This window comes from Prauserella halophila, from assembly GCF_024171895.1.
In the GTDB taxonomy this organism is placed as follows: Bacteria; Actinomycetota; Actinomycetes; order Mycobacteriales; family Pseudonocardiaceae; genus Prauserella; species Prauserella halophila.
In genome coordinates, this window is record NZ_JAMTCQ010000011.1 from 242,910 (window position 1) to 260,196 (window position 17,287).

Consider the following 17,287-nt stretch of genomic DNA (forward strand, 5'->3'; position numbering starts at 1 on the left):
GGAAACGCACTCGCCGGCACACACCTGTCGGCACTATCGCGTCGGCGCCGACGAAGGGGCACCCGATGAGCACGCTGCAGACTCTCGACCGGGGCCTGCGCGCGCTCGACGTGATCTCCCAGGAGCCGAGCGGCTTGTCAGTGGCCGAGCTCGCCCGCCGACTCGAGGTGCACCGGGCCATCTGCTATCGCATCGTGTCCACACTCGAGGAGCACCAGCTCATCGCGAAGACCGACGACGGCAAACTCCGCCTCGCTGTCGGGGTGTCGGTACTCGCCGCCCGGTTCGAACCCCAGCTCCACCACGACATACGGCCACTGCTGCGGGAACTGGCGAACGAGACGCAGGCGACCGCCTTCCTGTCCGCCGCCGAAGGCGCCGACTGCGTCGCACTCCAGGTCGCCGAGCCGGACGCGCAGCTTCTCACGGTCGGCTACCGGGTCGGCAGCAGGCATCCGCTCTCGAAGGGTGCCGCAGGCATCGCGATTCTCGCCGCGCGACCCGAGCAGCCCGGCGACGACGCCGCCGTGGTGCGCGCCCGCCACGACGGGTACAGCCTCACCCGCGGCGAACTCGAACGCGGCGCCGTCGGTGTCGCAGCGGGCGTTCGCGTGCCCGAAGGCAGGCAGGCCCTCGGGCACGCGGAGCGATCGGTCGGCGTGGTGGCGATCGAAGGCCTCGACACCGACCGCGCCGCGCAGGCCACCCTCCGCGCGGCACGCCGACTCGAAGACCTGCTCACAGCCTGACTCCACCCGGCGGCACCGTCGCCCACGAACTCGACCCGGCCGCCGAGCACGCCTTCGACGTGCCCCTCGCCGACTCCGGCCTCACCGTGCGGGTCGCACCCGTCAGCTCCGCTTGGCCGCTTCCCTGGCCTGCACGTCCGGACGACGTAGCGGCGGCACGGTGCGCGGCGGTCGCCGACGCTCGGGCAACTGCGCGAGTAAGCGCGCCGTCGTGGCCGTCACCTCGGCGACGGCCTGTTCGAACGGCTCGCGGGTCGCCTCGGAGACGCTCTGCACGCCGCTGACCTTCCGCACGTACTGTCGCGCAGCCGCCTCGATCTCCGCGGGCGTCGCCGACGGTTCGAGTCCCCGCAGGGGCGTGATGTTCCGGCACATGCCTGTGACGATAGTCGCCCACCGGCCCGGCGGCGAGGGTTCGACGGGCGAGCGACCGTGTCCCATCACTGATTGAAACGCCACTTGAGGCCGGGCCACCACTACGTTCTACTGGCCGCATGCCAACGACGGCTGCATCCTCGACCCTTTCCGTGCCCGCAGCCGACGGGAACCGGCCGAGTACTCGCTGCCGGCTGCTCGACGCGGCCGAATCCCTGTTGCTCGCGCGCGACATCGACGAGGTCTCCATTCGCGCCATCAACGCCGCCGCGGGCATGAACCCGGCCGCCGTGCACTACCACTTCGGTTCGAAGGACGCCCTGATCGGTGCGCTCCTCGAACGACGCCTGGCACCGCTGTGGCACGACGGCCTCACCCGGCTCACCACGCGGCACCGTGCGGGCGACACTCCGACCGTCGGTGAACTCGTCGACGTCGTACTCACCCCGCTCGGCGAGCTCACCCGCACCGAGCACGGCCGGTTGCAGCTGCGCCTGCTGGCTCGGGTCGTACTGGCGCGGCGGGACGTCGGGTTCACCTCCGGCTGGTTCGGACTGCGGCCGTGGGCCGCACTCCTGCGCGGCGCGGTGCCCGGACTCGGCGGCGCCGACGCCGAGCACCGGCTGCGGCTGGCGTTCGACCTCGTCCTTCACACCCTCTCCGCACCCGGCCCCGCCGAACCTCCCACACGCGACGACTTCCGCTCGTTACGTGCATTCACCGTTGCCGGGCTCTCGGCACCGCAGCGGTGAACCGCCCCGGCCCTCCCGCGGGCCGCTCCGCACCGGCAGCATTGGAGGAACCATGAGCACAGTTCCGGACGTCTTCGGCTCCGAAACACTCGGGCCCGTCACTCTGCGGAACCGCATCATCAAGGCGGCGACGTTCGAAGGCCGCACTCCGGAGGGCGTCGTCACCGACGACCTCGTCGACTTCCACGCCCGCGTCGCCCGCGGGGGCGCAGGCATGACCACCGTGGCCTACTGCGCGGTCACCCCGGAGGGCCGGACCGACCGCCACCAGATCCTGATGCGGCCCGAGGCCGTGCCGGATCTGCGCAGGCTCACCGAGGCGGTACACGCCGAAGGTGCCGCCGTCAGCGCCCAGCTCGGCCACGCGGGGCCCGTCGCCAATGGCGCGTCCAACCGGCTGCCCGCGCTCGCACCCCACAGGCTGCCCAGCCCGCTCGGGATGCGCATGACACGCCGCGCGAGCGAGGCCGACCTCGACGGGATCGTCGCCGCGCACGCCGACGCGGCGCGGGTGGCGGTCGCCGCCGGGTTCGATGCCGTGGAACTCCATTTCGGCCACAACTACCTGATCAGCTCGTTCCTCAGCCCGAAACTGAATCGCAGGTCCGACGGCTACGGCGGGTCACTCGCACGCCGCGCACGACTGGCGAGGGACACGGCCGCGGCGGTGCGCGAAGCCGTGGGCGGCCGTATCGCCGTCACCGCCAAGCTCAACATGGACGACGGGGTGCCGGGCGGGCTCTGGCTGGAGGAGAGCCTGCAGGTCGCGCGGTGGCTCGAAGCCGACGCCACCCTCGACGCGCTCGAACTCACCGCCGGCAGTTCGCTGCTGAACCCGATGTACCTGTTCACCGGCGACGCCCCCGTCCCCGAGTTCGCGGCCGCGTTCGGGCAACCGTTGCGGACCGGCATCCGGCTGGCCGGCTCGGCCTTTCTGCGCAGCTACCCCTACCGCGACGCCTACCTGCTCGAACGCGCACTCCAGTTCCGCGACGCCCTCGAACTTCCGCTTGTCCTGCTGGGCGGCATCACCGGTCGCGACACGATGGACCTGGCGATGCGCCACGGCTTCGCGTTCGTCGCGATGGCCAGAGCGCTGCTGCGCGAACCCGACCTGCCGAATCGGTTGCGGTCCGAACCGCAGCACCGTTCGCTGTGCGTGCACTGCAACAAGTGCATGCCGACCATCTACCGCCGCACGCGGTGCGTCCTCGCGCCACCCGAGTGAGCACCAGGGCGCCCTACTCGAATCGAGACGGATCGCCGGCGCCGACACGGACGATCTCCGGATCGTCCCCGGAGAAGTCGACGACGGTCGTCGGTTCCACCCCGCAGTCGCCCGAGTCGATCACCGCGTCCAGCACGTGGTCGAGCGCCTCCTTGATGTCCCAGCCCTGGGTCATCGGCTCTTCTTCGCCAGGCAACAGCAGGGTGCTCGACACGAGCGGCTCGCCGAGGCCTTCCAGGAGCGCCTGTGTCGTGACGTGGTCCGGGATGCGCACGCCGACGGTCTTCTTCTTCGGGTGCAGCAGCCGCCGCGGCACTTCCTTCGTCGCGGGCAGGATGAACGTGTACTGGCCGGGGGTCGCGGACTTGATGGCACGGAACACGCTGTTGTCGACGTGGACGAACTGTCCCAGCTGGGAGAAATCCTGGCACACGAGCGTGAAGTGGTGCTTGTCGTCGAGCTTGCGGATGCTCCGGATGCGGTCGAGACCCTCGCGGTTGTCGAGCGAGGTGCCGAGCGCGAAACACGAATCGGTGGGATAGGCGATCAGCCCGCCGGAGCGGAGAAGGTCGACGACCTTACCGACCGACCGCGGCTGAGGATTTTCCTGATGTACGTCGTAGTAGATCGCCATGGCCGACACCTTATGCGCCGCGCGCGCTATTCGCTCTCACGCAGGTCGAGCAGTGTGTTCAGACCGGTGATCTCGAAGCCGCGCAGCACGGCGCGGTTGCCGACGATCACTCGCAACGGTGTTCCGGCCTGGTCACAGCGTTCGTGGGCGCGGACGAGGGCACTCAGCCCCGATGAGGCCAGGAAGGTGACGCCGCTGAGATCGGCGACCACGGCCATCGGAGGCGACACCTCGTCGCACGCGGCGTCCAGGGCCGAGTCGAGCTGAGCCACCGTGCCCAGATCCACTTCGCCCTTCGCGCGGACGAACAACGCGTCGTCGCTTCGGTCGGCCGTGATCACCAGTTCCATTTGCTCTCCGTCACCAAGCCGTGTGCACGTCGGGTCTTCTCTTGTACCACGCCGGAGCCGTTCCGGCGCTTCGTACGCCGGCGCCGGGTGACCGCTGCGCGGGCCGGCAGGGGCGGCGGCGTGGACCGCAACGGACCGCGACCGCCCGCGCCGGGCACACGTCGCCGCGATCCGTCAGCCGACGAGCGCCACGACCCCGAACAGCACCGGCAACGAGACGATCGTCGTCGTGAGCGCAGCGTCGCGGGCGAGCTGCACGCCCTGGTCGAACCGCACCGCATAGCCGAAGACGTTCTGTGCGGTCGGCAGCGCGGCGCACACCACCGCGGCGAGCATCGCGTGTTCGCCCGCGCCGACCGCCGTAGCGAGCAGCCACGCGAGCACCGGATGGACGAGGTTCTTCACCGTCACGACCGTGATCAGCGACGGGCGCAGGTCACGGTCCCGGCCGGGCAGGATCGAGGCGTGCAACGAGATGCCGAACGCCAGCAGCATCGCGGGCACGGCCAGATCCCCCAGCAGGTCGATCGGGTCCATCACGGCCTCGGGTGGCAGGAAGCCCGTCGCGGAGCAGGCGATACCGGCGGCACTCGCCAGGGCGAGTGGGTTCCGCAGTGGCGCGCCGAACGCCCGCAGCCAGTTCGGACTGCCGCCGCCCGCACGTTCGGACAACACGTCGAGCACCGACGTGAATACGGGTGTCAGCACCGCCAGCTGGAACAACAGTACCGGTGCCACGTCGGCCACGCCGTGCAGGACGTACGTCGCGATGGGAATGCCGAGGTTGCCCGCATTGACGTAGCCGCTGGCCATCGAGCCGACGGTGAGCTCACCGGCCGCCCTGCGCCGCACCAGTCCGAACGGCAGGTACAACGCGCACGCGAGAGTGCTGGTGACGGCCGTGACGAGCAGCGCCGTGGAGAAGACCGCGCCGACGTCGGTGCGGGCGAGGGTACTGAACAGCAAGGCCGGGCTGCCGACGAAGAACGCTGTGCGGGAGAGCACCTGCATGGCCGATCCACCCAGCGCACCGGTGCGGCCGAGGACGTATCCGACCGCGACCACGAGCCCGATGACCAGGAATCCTTCGAGCACTCCGTTCATGCGGCCGTCACACCTCGACCCTAAGTGTGTGACTTCCGTCACTTTCCCCCGGGTGGTGGTGTTCGGGTCCACTGTGGACCGACGTGGCGGCGGCCCTGCGCTCCGGCACGACCGCCCACGTCCGTGCCTCGGGGTGACCAGCGGTGGGGCGCGGACCCGGTCAGTGCCGATCCGGGCGGACGATCATCACCGGGCATGCGGCGTGATGGATGAGCGCCTGGCTCGTCGATCCGAGGAGCATCCCGCGGAAACCCCCGCGCCCGCGGCTGCCGGCCACCAGAAGCCGCGCACCCGCTGCGCGTTCCAGCAACTGCTGCCGCGGCTTGCCCGGCACCACGACACGCTCGACGCGCACGTCCGGGTACCGCTCGGGCATCCCGGCGAGCGCCTCCGACAGCACGATCTGTTCGGACTGTTCCCGCGACGATCCCTCGGCCATCTCGGGCAGGCCCGGCTCGTACTCCACGTCCGCCCACGCGTGCACCGCGACCAGGGGCGCACCGAGCAGGGACGCCTCCCGGAACGCCATCGTCACCGCCGCCGTGCTCACGCCGCTGCCGTCGACCCCGACGACCACCGGCCCGTCGCTCGCCGCCTCGCTGTCACCCCGCACGACGACCACCGGGCAGTGAGCGTGCGCGGTCAGCGACACCGACGTCGATCCCACCAGCATCCCGGTGAAACCACCGCGCCCGGAGGTTCCGACGACCAGCATGCTCGCCCGCTCCGACTCGTCCACCAGCATCGGCACCGAGCCCTGCAACAGCATGTCCGTCTCCACGCGCAGTTCCGGCGCGCGGGCCGTCACGCGAGTCCGGGCATCGTCCATGAACGTGCGCCCCTCGTCCTCCATCGCCCGGTACACCTCCGGGCTCGCGGGCAGGTCGCCGCCGTAGAACCCCTGGACATACGTGAAGGCGTGCACGATCCGCAGCGGCCGGTTGCTCAGCACCGCCATGTCGGTGGCCCAGTCCAGCGCGCGCTCCGCGCCCTCCGACCCGTCGGTTCCGACCACCACCGGGCCGTCCCGCAGCACTGGCGGGTCGGTGTCCATACCTGACGCTCCTTTCGAGGTAACCGGACGCGACCGTCACCCGGCGTAACTCGTCACGTCCTCGACCGGCCGTCGCGGCGTCGTCGCACCGGGATATCCGTGGCCGAGCCGCAACACGGTCTGCGGATACCCACGCCGGCCCAGTGCAGTCGTGAGCTCGACACGAGTGGATTCCACCTCCACCGGCTGCGGGAGGAACGACGCACTCAACCCGCGCGAGGTCGCGGCGAGCAACACGTGTTCCAGCGCGATGCCCGCACCGATCCGGTGCCTGCGGGTATCGCCGGTACTGGTCAGCACCGCAACGACCGGGTCGCGCTCGAAGGCGCGTTCGGCGGTCGACGGGCTGTCGTCGGTCCGCCGTGCTGCACCGAAGTCGCGCATGGCAAGCAGCGTTCCCGCCTCGGCCCGCGGCCCTCCCGCGGAGGCGGGCACCCCGTCCGGGCGTTCGCCGTCGTGGGTCCATGCGGCCAGCTCGGCACGATAGGCCGCATCTCGGGCGAGCGTGTGATCGGCGCGACGCAACAATGCGGCGAACATGTCGAGTTCGCCACCCGACAGCATCACGAGTCGGGCGGCGTCGCTCTCGGCCGCTCCGGTGAGCCGATGCAGTAGCGACGACGGGACCGGCCGGTCGGCGAACGGCCTGCGATTCGTGGCACGGCGCGCGACGGCAGTACCCAGCGCGACGTCCTCCGGACCAGGACGGTGCGGACCCGTGAACCACACTGTGCCCGCCAGTTCGGGGCGCTGCCGGTCGGGTAGCACCTCCACGGTGCACGCGTGCCCGGCGGCCGCCAGGGCGGTCCGCATGTTGCACAGGACGGCACCACAGGCCAGGTCGGCGCCACGTCCGTCGTTGTCGCCGTGTTCGAGTGCCCGGCTGGTGTCCCTCAGCACCTCGACGCCGTCGCCGAGCACCCGGAACAGCCACGGCTGAGTGTTGTGCTGCGACGGGGCGCGGATGCCGGCGCGCACGGCGATGTCTGCGGGACCGGTCATCGCGTCTCGGGCCCGCATCGCATCAGGACCCCGACCCCTCCGTCCGGGTGACGACCACCGGGCACGGCGCATGGATCACGAGCGCCTGACTCGTCGACCCGAGCAGCATGCCGGCGAATCCGCCGCGGCCGCGGGTGCCGACGACCACGAGCTGCGCATCCTCGGCGTGCCGCAGCAGCGCACGCACCGGTCGCCCCGTTTCGACGGCCTCTTGCACCCCGACATCGGGGTAGCGTTCCCGCCACGGCGCGAGGGTGTCGGCGAGAAGCTTGCGTCCCGCGGCCTCAGCCTCCGTCAGATCCGTCGGGAACGGATATGCATAGGGACCTTCGGTCGCGATCACATCGTTCCAGGTGTGCGCTGCGACGAGTGGCACACCGCGCTGCTTCGCGGCGTCGAACGCATATGACAGTGCCTGTTCGGCCTGCTCCGACCCGTCCACGCCGACGACCACGGGTCCGGCCGTCGGCGGTGGATCGTCGTGGCGCTTGCCGCGGACCACGACGACATGACTGTGCGCATGTGCGGCCAGCGCCACCGCCACCGAACCGACGAGCATTCCGGTGAACCCGCCGAGGCCGCGCGAGCCGATCACCACACACCGCGCACCGCGCGACTCCCTCGTCAGCGCGTGGACCGGCTGGCCCTCGATCCGCAGTGATTCCACCTCGACGCCCGGCACGGCTTGGGCGATCTCGGTCCGGGCAGCGTCCAGCGCTGCCTGCGCCTGCTGTTCGACGCCCTCTCGCACCTTCTGCACCGAGTACACGAACGCCGGATAGGCGCCCGATGGCACGAAGTAGGCGAAGACGAGCCGCACCGTGTCCCCGCGCCGTTCGGCTTCCCGCGCGGCCCATACCGCCGCGTGCCTCGCCGAGACCGACCCGTCGATTCCTGCCACGATCGTCGCCATGAACTGCGCTCCCCTCGCGTGTGCACTGCCGACCGCCCCTGGGTCCGCATGAAACTCGTCACGTCCCACCGTTGAATCGGAGACTACTCGTGACCACCGGGGTCGGCAGTGCACTCGGCTGCGCTGCGCGGTTCGCCCCGCCGCCGCATCAGCGGCGTCCGCAGCGCTCACGAGTACGGTTACCGGTGTGAGTGGCGACAGTTCGGCAGGCGGGACCACCCGCACCCCGACGACATTCCACTGGGGCCGTTACGACGTCCTGTCCTCGGGTGACCGGGTCGTCGCGCTGGAGCCGCATCCGGGCGATCCGGATCCGTCCCCGGTCGGTGCGGGCGTGCCCGAGGTGAACCACGCGCCGTACCGGATCACTCGCCCGATGGTGCGTGAAGGCTGGCTCCGCGGGGACCGCGACCCGGTGCGCGGGCGGGACCGGTTCGTCGCCGTGAGCTGGGACCGCGCGCTCGATCTGGCGGCAGGTGAGCTCGCCCGGGTCCGCAACGAGCACGGGCCCACGGCGATCTACGGCGGTTCGTACGGCTGGGGCAGCGCGGGGAGATTCCACCATCCGCAGAGCCAGATCCACCGCTTCCTCGCCATGGCGGGCGGCTACACCGCATCGGTCAACACCTACAGCTTCGCGGCGATGGAGGTCGTGCTGCCGCACGTGATCGGCGGCGGGCCGACCAGCCTGCACGAGCGTGGCCCGTCGTGGCGGGAGATCACCGAGCACGGCGGTCTCGTCGTGTCGTTCGGCGGCATGGCCGTCAAGAACGCACAGATGGTGTCCGGCGGACCGAGCCGGCACACACAGACGTCGTGGCAGCGCGCGGCGGCCGGCGCCGGGGTGGGCTTCGTCAACGTCTCCCCCGTCCGCGACGACGCCGCCGACGAGCTCGGGGCGCAGTGGCTTCCGCTGCGCCCCGGGACGGACGCCGCGCTGATGCTCGCTCTCACCCACGTCCTGCTCGCCGAGGAGCTCGCCGACACCGACTTCGCGAACCGCTGCTGCACGGGCTTCGACCGGTTCCGCGAGCACGTGCTCGGGCGCAGCGACGGGACGGCGAAGGATCCCGAGTGGGCCGAGGGGATCACCGGCGTCGCAGCGGGTGAGATCCGCGAGCTCGCCCGCGCGATCGCCGCGCACCGCACAGTGATCAACCTCGCGTGGTCGATCCAGCGGCACGATCACGGTGAGCAGCCGTGCTGGGCGGGCATCGCGCTGGCGGCGCTGTCCGGGTCGTGCGGCAGGCCGGGCGGTGGCCCCGCGGCGGGACTGGGCATCGCCGAGCACGGCACGCGCGGCCAGTGGCGGATCGCGTCGCTGCCCCAGCCTCCTGGCGGCGTCGTGGCCCGCATCCCGGTGGCGCGCATCGCCGACATGCTGCTGTCCCCCGGTGAGACGATCGACTACAACGGCGAGCGCATCACGTTCCCCGACACCCGGCTCGTGTACTGGGCGGGCGGCAATCCGTTCCACCACCACCAGGATCTCGGCAGGCTCGACCGGGCGTGGCAGCGGCCGGACACGGTGATCGTCCACGAGTCGTGGTGGAACGCGACGGCCACACGTGCCGACCTCGTCTTCCCGGTGGCCACTTCGCTCGAACGGGACGATGTTGCGCTGGGCTCCGCCGACTCCACCATCACCGCCATGCACCGGGCGGTACCGCCGCCGGCCGACGTGCGCACCGATCACGCGGTGTTCGCCGGGCTCGCCGAACGGCTCGGCTTCGGTGAGCGATTCACCGAAGGCCGCTCCGAGTGGCAGTGGGTGCGCGAACTCTACGACCGCACGCGCGACCGGCTCCGCGACGAGCGCATCGACCTGCCCGGCTTCGACGAGTTCTGGGACGCGGGCTCGGCGACGCTGCCGGAGAAGGACATGTCGCCCGACGGCGGTTCGTTCGCCGCGTTGCGCGCCGACCCGTCGGCCGCTCCCCTCGCCACCCCGTCGGGGCGGATCGAACTGGTCAGCGACACGGTCGCCGCGTTCGGCTATCCGGATTGCCCCGGCATGCCCGTGTGGCTCGAACCCTACGAGCGGCTCGGCACCGAGGCGGCCGAGCGCCACGGGCTGCACCTGGTGTCGAACCAGCCGAAGACCCGCCTGCACTCGCAGTACGACGGCGGCCGCACCAGCCGGGAGTCGAAGGTCGGCGGCCGCGAGCCCGTCGATCTGCACCCCGAGGACGCCCGTGCCCGCGGGATCGCCGACGGCGAGACCGTGCGGATCCACAACGACCGCGGCGCCTGTCTCGCCGGGGCACGGCTCACCGATGCGGTGCGGCCCGGTGTGGCGGTGCTGGCGACCGGTGCGTGGTACGACCCGGACGCCGACGGACTCTGCCGGCACGGCAACCCGAACGTGCTGACCCGCGACGCCGGGACGTCCCGGCTCGCCCAGGGGCCGACCTCCGGTACCACGCTCGTCGAAATCGAACCGGCGGGCGCGGACGTTCCCGCCGTCCGCGCGTTCGACCCGCCCGAGATCGTCGAAGGCCGCCCCGGCGACGCCACCACGGACGCGTGACGCAGGGCCGCTGCGGTCTGGACCGGCGCGGGGCCCTCCTCGATCGACGCGACGACCTCCCTTGGTCGGTATTGGCGATCGCCGTCGAACTCGTAGCGTCGCGAACGGGGGATACTCCAGACGAAGGGAACGTTCGAACATGCATGACGGGAGTCCAGCACCGGGCATCGCCGGTGTCTCGCGGCGCAAGATGCTCTTCGGCACGGTAGCGGGAGTCGGCGCCGCAGCGGTCGGCCTCACCCTCGGTACCGGTTCGGCCGAAGCCGCCTCGTTGAAGAACGGCCTGTGGTGCAACCCTGCCCAGGGCTACTTCCCCAGCGGCGGGCATTTCGGGGCCGACCGCGGCAGCGTGTCGCACGCGGGCCAGGACATCACCGGTCCTTCCGGCACGGCCATCTACGCGGCGAGGGGCGGCACCGTCTACGCCGCCGGCTGGAACGTCCTGAGCGGCCGAACCGGCTACGGGATCATCCTGTCGCACGGCAGCGGCAGCTACACCTACTACGGTCACCTCAGCAAGCTGTACGTCTCCAAGGGTGAGTCCGTCGGCGCGGGTGCCTGGATCGCCCTGATGGGCACGACGGGCAATTCGACCGGCCCGCATCTGCACTTCGAGGTGCACAGCGGCGGCCTGCACTCGATCACCGACCCGGTGCCGTTCATGCGCAACCGCGGCATCGACCTCGGCGGCGGCTGGTCCACGCTCGATCCCGGTGCCTCGGGTGAGTCGGTGAAGATCATCCAGCGTCTGCTGCGCAGCCGCAACATCGCCGACCTGCGCATCGACGGCGACTACGGCTCGGTGACGACGAGCGCCGTCAAGAAGCTCCAGCAGAACAAGGGGCTGGTCACCGACGGCCAGGTGGGACCGGTGACGTGGCCCAACCTGATCCGGAGCGTCAACGCAAACGCCGGTTCCGAGCAGGTCAAGGCCGCGCAGGTGGCACTCAACAAACACAGCCACGGGCTGTTGGTCGACGGCGACTACGGCCCCGTGACCGAGCAGGCGATCGAGAAGTTCCAGTCGGTCAACCAGCTCTACGTCGACGGCCTGTGCGGACCGAAGACCTGGCGGGTCCTCGTGGCCTGAGCAGCCGCGTCACGTGTCCGTGTCGTCGTGGCCCGTCCTCCGTCCGCCGTCCTCCGTTCGGACGGGCCACGACGGCACGCTCCTCAGCTGTCTGCCCGGTCGGCGGAGGTCCGCCCGGTCGCAGCCACGCCGAGGTCGGTGCCCTTCGGCTCGTTCACCAGCGACACCGCGCCGCCGGAGATCACGGCGAGCAGCATGATGTACAGACCCACCGAGCCTCCCCAGCCGGTGCCCTGCACCAGCAGCTCCGCGATCGTCGGCGCGAACGCACCGCCGAGGATCGCGCCGAGCGCATACCCGATCGACACCCCCGAGTAGCGCACGCTCACCGGGAACATCTCGGCGTAGAGCGCCGACATCGGGCCGTACGAGAAGCCCAGTCCCAGGGCCAGGATCACGATGCCGGCACCGAACAGCACGAGGTCACCGGTGTCGACCAGCAGGAACATCGGCAACATCCAGAGGAACATGAACGCGTAGCCAAACTGGAACGTGCGTACCCGGCCGATACGGTCCGACAGCATCCCGCCGCACAGGGTGGACGCCAGCCAGGCGACGGAGGCGATGACGATCACCGTCAGGATCGCGGACCTCTCCAACCCGAGCACGTTCACGCCGTAGGTCAGGAAGTACGCGATGACCAGGTAGCCGGCCGCGTTGTTGCCCACGAAGATCAGTGCGGTCAACAGCACTTCCCGCTTGTTGCTGCGCATCAGGTCTCGCAGTGGGGCGGACGATTCCTTCCGGCGCTTCACCATCTCCTGGAACACCGGGCTCTCCTCGACGGCGCGCCGGATCGCATAGCCGACTCCGACCAGCACCACCGAGAACAGGAACGGAATCCGCCAGCCCCACGCCTCGAACTGCTCCGCAGTGGTCGCCGAGGTGACCGCCCACAACATGCCGGTGGCGAGGATCAGTCCGATGGGAACGCCGATCTGCGGGTAGGAGCCGAACAGCCCGCGCCGGTTCACGGGGGCGTGTTCGACCGACATCAGGGCGGCCCCGCCCCACTCCCCGCCTGCCGAGAACCCCTGCAGGATCCGCAACAGCATCAGCAGGATCGGGGCGGCCACACCGATGTCGGCGTACGTCGGCAGCAAGCCGATCAGCGACGTCGCGCCGCCCATCGTGACGAGCGTGAGCACCAGCATCTTCTTGCGGCCCAACCGGTCGCCGTACCGGCCTGCGATGATCGCGCCGAGCGGCCGGAACAGGAAGCTGATGCCGATCGTCGCCAGCGACACGACCGCTGCGAGGCCGGGCGACGCCTCGCTGAGCGGGCCGAAGAACAGCGGCGCGAGCACCAGGCCGGCGGCCTGCGCGTAGATGAAGAAGTCGAACCATTCGATGGACGTTCCGGCGAGGGTGCTGGCCAGCACCCGCCGTTCACCGGTCGTGAGCTTGCGCCGGGCCTGCCGACGCTCCTCGTACGGTGGGGATCCGTGCGGTGGAGATCCGTGTGGTGGGGACTGCGGCTCCATGTGAACTCCGTTGTTCGAACCATGCCGGGAGGCGGTCACCTGCCCGGTGTGCCGGACCTTCCCGGAGGGCGGGGCGCGGCGGTCATCGAGAATGCGACATCGGACGACGTGACGCCAGCCCCTTTCGTGGCGGTCACGCGAGAACTGCGGCTTGCGCGGGGTCGTGCGGGGCGCGTGCGGGTTGCCGGTGTGGAACCATCCATTGTGGATTCCCGTGTCCGTGGCGCGTGCCGTGGACGGGGTTGTAGCGGGTGTTCCAGCCGGGGTGGTCTTTGAGCCGGTGGTGTCGTCGGCACCGCGGTCCACCGTTGGCGACCGACGTGGCACCACCACCGCTACCGCCAGCGTCACCGTCACCGTCACCGCCGTTGTCATTGGTGGCCCAGGGGTGTTCGTGGTCGTGGTCGCAGTGCCGGGCGGGGCGGTGGCACCAGGGCATGACGCATTCGCGGTCGCGCACGCGGACCAACTCCCGGATCACCGCGCTCGGCCGCCGCCTCCTGCGCCCCAGATCCACCGGCTCACCAGTGCCCGGATCACACAACACCGCACGCCAAATACTCCGCTCGTTGGTCATGATCTCCCGCGCAATCGGCGCGGGGATCGGCCCGTAGCCGTCCAACTCACACCCGTCGTTGGACAGTGACAGGGCCGCGTCGACAGGCACGTGCAGATACACCATGGCCGCCGCCTCCGGCGGGGAGACACCGGGATCACGCCCCAACAGCAGGTCCGCGGCCACATCGGCCCGTAGCTGATCCAGCGTGCGGCGATCACCACCGTGCCGCAGCGACCGGGCCATCGCATCGACCCGCGAATAACACGCACCCGCCCGTTCGGCCGGCAGACTCACCTCCAGCGACGACACAGCATGCTCGCCCGGCGTGAGTTCAAGCTTGCGTTCCGCCCGCGCCCGCCGGGCCCGTTCGGTCTGTCCGTCCGGGTCGGCCTTCTCCACGAGCCGACGCACCCGCTGCGCGAGGTTGCCCGGCTGCCACGCCGTCTCCGGCGCATCCACCAGCTTCTCCGCCAGGAGACCATCCACCTGGCGGGCGGTGTCGTCATCGAGCGGATCAACCACGGCCAATACCCGCCGCGCCCCGTACGACTCGACCGCACCATTCTGCATCGCCGCGTGCAGCTGCGGCATCCGCCGCACCACCGACCGCCCATCCTCGATCCGCCGCTCCACCTCGCGCGTCGACACCCGCAACACCGGCGTCAACTCCTCCACCACACCACGATCGTCCCCCACATCCGCCGCGATCGCCGCCAACAGCCCGAGTTCTTCGGCATCAAGCCGCGCCCGCCGAGCCCGAACACCACCGACCCGCTCGATCTTCTCCCTAACCCCATCCACAACACCGACCGTATCGAACTAAAGTTCGAGATAACCATGACACGACAGTGTGACGAGAATCCGGTGGGACGTGTCTGAACCACCACCTCCACCACGCGGAACACAACAGTCACACCGTCACCACAGTCCAGGCATACCGCCTCGTCACGCCGCCGAACCGCACGAGCAACCGACGACGGACCGACCCAGCACCCGACCGGCCTGCCCCGGACGACTCGACCCACACACCGGCCCGGAAACACACTCCGAAAAAGCACCGGCGAAACCGTGGATCCTCCCGCATCCCGACGGCGGGACCCACTCCTCAACAGCACCCGATTCGCGGGCGGCGACGGGCGTCGTCAAGACTTCGAAGCAGACGAGGAAGTCCTCGCCCTCGATCGCGCCGACGTTCGGATCGCCTTCGGCGGCGAGCGCATACACACCATCGGCGAGAACGTCGAGGGTCCGTTCCTTCTCGTCGAGATCCGCCGACGAGGCGAATGCCTTCTGGGTCACGCTGCCCGCCAGGCCCCACCGATGCCCGCAGGCCGGGCACACTCGCTCCGCAGCGACGGTAGCGCCGCCGCGACGCGGGCGACAAGCCTCCACCGCGCCGCCCGTCCCCGGTCTCAGCGCGGCGAAGGCCCGCCGCCCGCTCCGACGTGTTCCGGCTCCCGTCCGGGTTTGTGCAGTTCGGCGAACCACCGGCCGCCGTGACCGGTCACCCAGGTCAGCCGCAACCCCGCTCCCGCCGCGACGTCCCCCGCGACCTCGGCCGCCACCCATGCCCAGTCGAACCAGTCCCCGCGGGCCTCGTGGCCGGTCGCGATCCGCGCCCGGCCACGCCGCAGCCCGCCGCCGGGCGGGTCGAGTTCGACGAGCGCGCTGCCACCCTCGGCCAACAGCGCGGCAACCCGGGTCAGCAGCCTCACCGGATCGCCACCGATGCCGATGTTGCCGTCCGCCAGCAGTGCGTGCCGCCATCGGCCTTCGTCCGGCACTTGCTCGAATACGCTGCGCTGCAGGACGGGTGCTCCGCGCTGCCGGGTCAGCTCCACCGCGACCGGTGACGAATCCACCCCCAGCACCGGCACGCCGCGGTCGTGGAGCGCGGCGCTCAGCCGCCCCGGACCGCAGCCGACGTCCACGGTCGGGCCCGTGCACGAATCGAGCAGCAGTTCGTCGCCGTCGGCGGGGGCGGCGTGCCAGCGTTCCGCGGGCAGCGCGACGGGAGAGCCTCCCTCGACGTCGAGCCACGCCCGGCTCCCGCGCAGACCGGTCTCGAATCCGTTCACCGCTCCCCTTCCCCCGGCCCTTCACTCGCCGCTTCACTCGCCCCTTCGCCCGACCGTGAGCCCGCCCCTGCGAGTTCGGCATCGACGGCCCGCGCGAAGCGGCCCGCGGGCACGGTCAGCGCCACCGCGCGCGCGTCGTCCTCGGTATCCACATCGGACAGCACCGGCAACGGCGACACCTCGAGACCGCGGGCCGCCAGCGCCTCACGAGTGGCCCGTGCGGTGTCGGCAGTGGACATCGGAACGCCGGACAGTACTGCGGCGTGACCCGGATCCCGCAGTGCGAGTGCCCACCATCCGCCGTCCGCCGCAGGGCCGAGCGCCGCGTCGGCGGTGTCCAGCTGCGACAGTGCCGCTGCGAGCAGGTCCGGCGTGATCTGGGGACTGTCCATGCCGATCTGCACCACGGGTGCACCCGGGTACCGCTCGCGGACGTCCGCGTGCGCGGCCGCGAGCCGTTCGGCGAACCCGACTCCTCGCTGGCCGAACACGTCGCAGCGGCCGAGCAGCTCCGCCAGGTCGGACCTCGCCTCGGCCGGCCCCATCTCGCCCGTGAGTGCCACGGCCGTCCTCGTGGCCGGAGTGCGCAGCGCCGCGTCGAGGGTGTCCAGCAGCGAGGCCGCCGCGATCCGCGCCGCCGCGAGCCCGCCCACGGACGCCGCGAGCCGGGTCTTCGCCACCCCCGCCACGGGCGCCTTCGCCACCACGAGCACCACGCCTGCGCTCACAGCACCCTCGCCATGTCGCGGACGGCCCGCCAGGTGCCGCGGACCGAACCGGTCACCTTGCTGCGGGTCCCCGCCGCACGTTCGTAGTACTCGACCGGCCGTTCCACCACTGTCCAGCCCGCTTCGGCAGCCCGCAGCAGCACCTCGAGCGGGTATCCGAACGCCCGGTCGCGCACGTCCAGTTCGAGCAGCGACGTCCGGTGCGCGATGCGGATCGGCCCCAGATCGGTCACCGGCACCCCGCGCCGCCGGAGCACGGTTGCGATCACCCGGTTTCCGGCACGCGCGTGCCACGGCCAGGCCGCCGCGGTGACCGGCCGCCGCGCCCCCACGACGAGCCGCCCCGGCGCGGCGTCGGACACCAGCTCCGGCAGGCGCGCCGCATCGAGCGAACCGTCCGCATCCATCACGCACACGACGTCTGCCGAGGCCGCCAGAAGTCCGGTGTGGACGGCCGCGCCGTATCCCGGGCGCGGTTCGGCCACCACCACGGCACCGCCGCGGCGCGCCACGTCGGCCGAACCGTCCGTCGAACCGTTGTCCACGACGAGCGCGCGGTACCCGGCGGGCACCCGCGCCAGCACCTCCGGCAGCGCCGCGGCCTCGTTCAGGCACGGCAGGATCACGTCCACCGTCGGCCCGGCAGCGCGGCCCCGG

The 17,287-nt window shown here is 71.0% G+C and carries 17 protein-coding genes and 1 pseudogene; 5 read left to right on the forward strand and 13 right to left on the reverse strand.

The window, feature by feature from the left end; all coding sequences use genetic code 11:
* Positions 1-65: 65 nt before the first annotated feature.
* Entirely contained in the window at positions 66-749 is a 684-nt protein-coding gene (locus LY41_RS16020; protein WP_253864830.1) for an IclR family transcriptional regulator, read from the forward strand.
* Between the two features lie 102 nt (positions 750-851).
* On the opposite strand, the gene LY41_RS16025 is transcribed toward LY41_RS16020, so the two are convergent.
* Positions 852-1,124, reverse strand: coding sequence for a DUF2277 domain-containing protein (locus LY41_RS16025; protein WP_253864831.1), 273 nt, complete (start codon positions 1,122-1,124; stop codon positions 852-854).
* 119 nt (positions 1,125-1,243) lie between these two features.
* On the opposite strand from LY41_RS16025, the gene LY41_RS16030 reads away from it, so the two are divergent.
* Together LY41_RS16030 and LY41_RS16035 are read left to right on the forward strand one after the other, a co-directional pair.
* Entirely contained in the window at positions 1,244-1,876 is a 633-nt protein-coding gene (locus tag LY41_RS16030) for a TetR/AcrR family transcriptional regulator (RefSeq protein WP_253864832.1), read from the forward strand.
* A gap of 52 nt (positions 1,877-1,928) precedes the next feature.
* Positions 1,929-3,104 carry an NADH:flavin oxidoreductase gene (locus LY41_RS16035; protein WP_253864833.1) on the forward strand — a complete coding sequence of 392 codons (1,176 nt, stop codon included), beginning with the start codon at positions 1,929-1,931 and terminating at the stop codon, positions 3,102-3,104.
* 13 nt (positions 3,105-3,117) lie between these two features.
* Here the strand turns inward: LY41_RS16035 and LY41_RS16040 are convergent, their stop codons facing one another.
* From LY41_RS16040 to LY41_RS16065, 6 genes are all read right to left on the reverse strand, one after another.
* Positions 3,118-3,738 (reverse strand): L-threonylcarbamoyladenylate synthase, encoded by a 621-nt coding sequence (locus LY41_RS16040; RefSeq protein WP_253864834.1) that lies wholly within the window; start codon positions 3,736-3,738, stop codon positions 3,118-3,120.
* A 26-nt stretch (positions 3,739-3,764) separates the two neighbouring features.
* A complete protein-coding gene (locus LY41_RS16045) occupies positions 3,765-4,088 on the reverse strand; it encodes an STAS domain-containing protein (RefSeq protein WP_253864835.1) in 324 nt (107 codons plus the stop codon).
* A gap of 174 nt (positions 4,089-4,262) precedes the next feature.
* A complete protein-coding gene (locus LY41_RS16050; RefSeq protein ID WP_253864836.1) occupies positions 4,263-5,192 on the reverse strand; it encodes an AEC family transporter in 930 nt (309 codons plus the stop codon).
* A gap of 160 nt (positions 5,193-5,352) precedes the next feature.
* A complete protein-coding gene (locus LY41_RS16055) occupies positions 5,353-6,246 on the reverse strand; it encodes a universal stress protein (RefSeq protein ID WP_253864837.1) in 894 nt (297 codons plus the stop codon).
* Between the two features lie 36 nt (positions 6,247-6,282).
* Entirely contained in the window at positions 6,283-7,248 is a 966-nt protein-coding gene (locus tag LY41_RS16060) for an Acg family FMN-binding oxidoreductase (protein ID WP_253864838.1), read from the reverse strand.
* A 22-nt stretch (positions 7,249-7,270) separates the two neighbouring features.
* Positions 7,271-8,161 carry a universal stress protein gene (locus LY41_RS16065; protein ID WP_253864839.1) on the reverse strand — a complete coding sequence of 297 codons (891 nt, stop codon included), beginning with the start codon at positions 8,159-8,161 and terminating at the stop codon, positions 7,271-7,273.
* A 187-nt stretch (positions 8,162-8,348) separates the two neighbouring features.
* On the opposite strand from LY41_RS16065, the gene LY41_RS16070 reads away from it, so the two are divergent.
* Entirely contained in the window at positions 8,349-10,691 is a 2,343-nt protein-coding gene (locus LY41_RS16070) for a molybdopterin-dependent oxidoreductase (RefSeq protein WP_253864840.1), read from the forward strand.
* A 139-nt stretch (positions 10,692-10,830) separates the two neighbouring features.
* The gene (locus LY41_RS16075; protein ID WP_253864841.1) at positions 10,831-11,781 is read left to right on the forward strand and encodes a peptidoglycan-binding protein; all 951 of its coding nucleotides are present in this window, start codon (positions 10,831-10,833) and stop codon (positions 11,779-11,781) included.
* Positions 11,782-11,864: 83 nt separating this feature from the next.
* Here LY41_RS16075 and LY41_RS16080 read toward each other — a convergent pair whose 3' ends face one another.
* The 6 genes and pseudogenes from LY41_RS16080 to LY41_RS16105 all read right to left on the reverse strand — a co-directional run bounded on the left by LY41_RS16080 (position 11,865) and on the right by LY41_RS16105 (position 17,262).
* Complete coding sequence (locus tag LY41_RS16080; RefSeq protein ID WP_253864842.1) at positions 11,865-13,265, reverse strand: MFS transporter; 1,401 nt, start codon at positions 13,263-13,265, stop codon at positions 11,865-11,867.
* Positions 13,266-13,398: 133 nt separating this feature from the next.
* Entirely contained in the window at positions 13,399-14,625 is a 1,227-nt protein-coding gene (locus LY41_RS16085) for a DUF222 domain-containing protein (protein ID WP_253864843.1), read from the reverse strand.
* A 318-nt stretch (positions 14,626-14,943) separates the two neighbouring features.
* Positions 14,944-15,123: pseudogene (locus LY41_RS16090) on the reverse strand (MBL fold metallo-hydrolase); the annotation flags it as partial.
* 113 nt (positions 15,124-15,236) lie between these two features.
* On the reverse strand, positions 15,237-15,902 hold the full coding sequence (locus LY41_RS16095) for a methyltransferase domain-containing protein (RefSeq protein ID WP_253864844.1): 666 nt from the start codon (positions 15,900-15,902) through the stop codon (positions 15,237-15,239).
* Positions 15,899-16,630, reverse strand: coding sequence for a TIGR04282 family arsenosugar biosynthesis glycosyltransferase (locus tag LY41_RS16100; protein WP_253864845.1), 732 nt, complete (start codon positions 16,628-16,630; stop codon positions 15,899-15,901). The genes LY41_RS16095 and LY41_RS16100 overlap by 4 nt, the downstream gene beginning before the upstream one ends.
* Complete coding sequence (locus LY41_RS16105; protein WP_253865060.1) at positions 16,627-17,262, reverse strand: glycosyltransferase family 2 protein; 636 nt, start codon at positions 17,260-17,262, stop codon at positions 16,627-16,629. Before LY41_RS16105 ends, LY41_RS16100 begins: the two co-directional genes overlap by 4 nt.
* Positions 17,263-17,287: the final 25 nt, after the last annotated feature.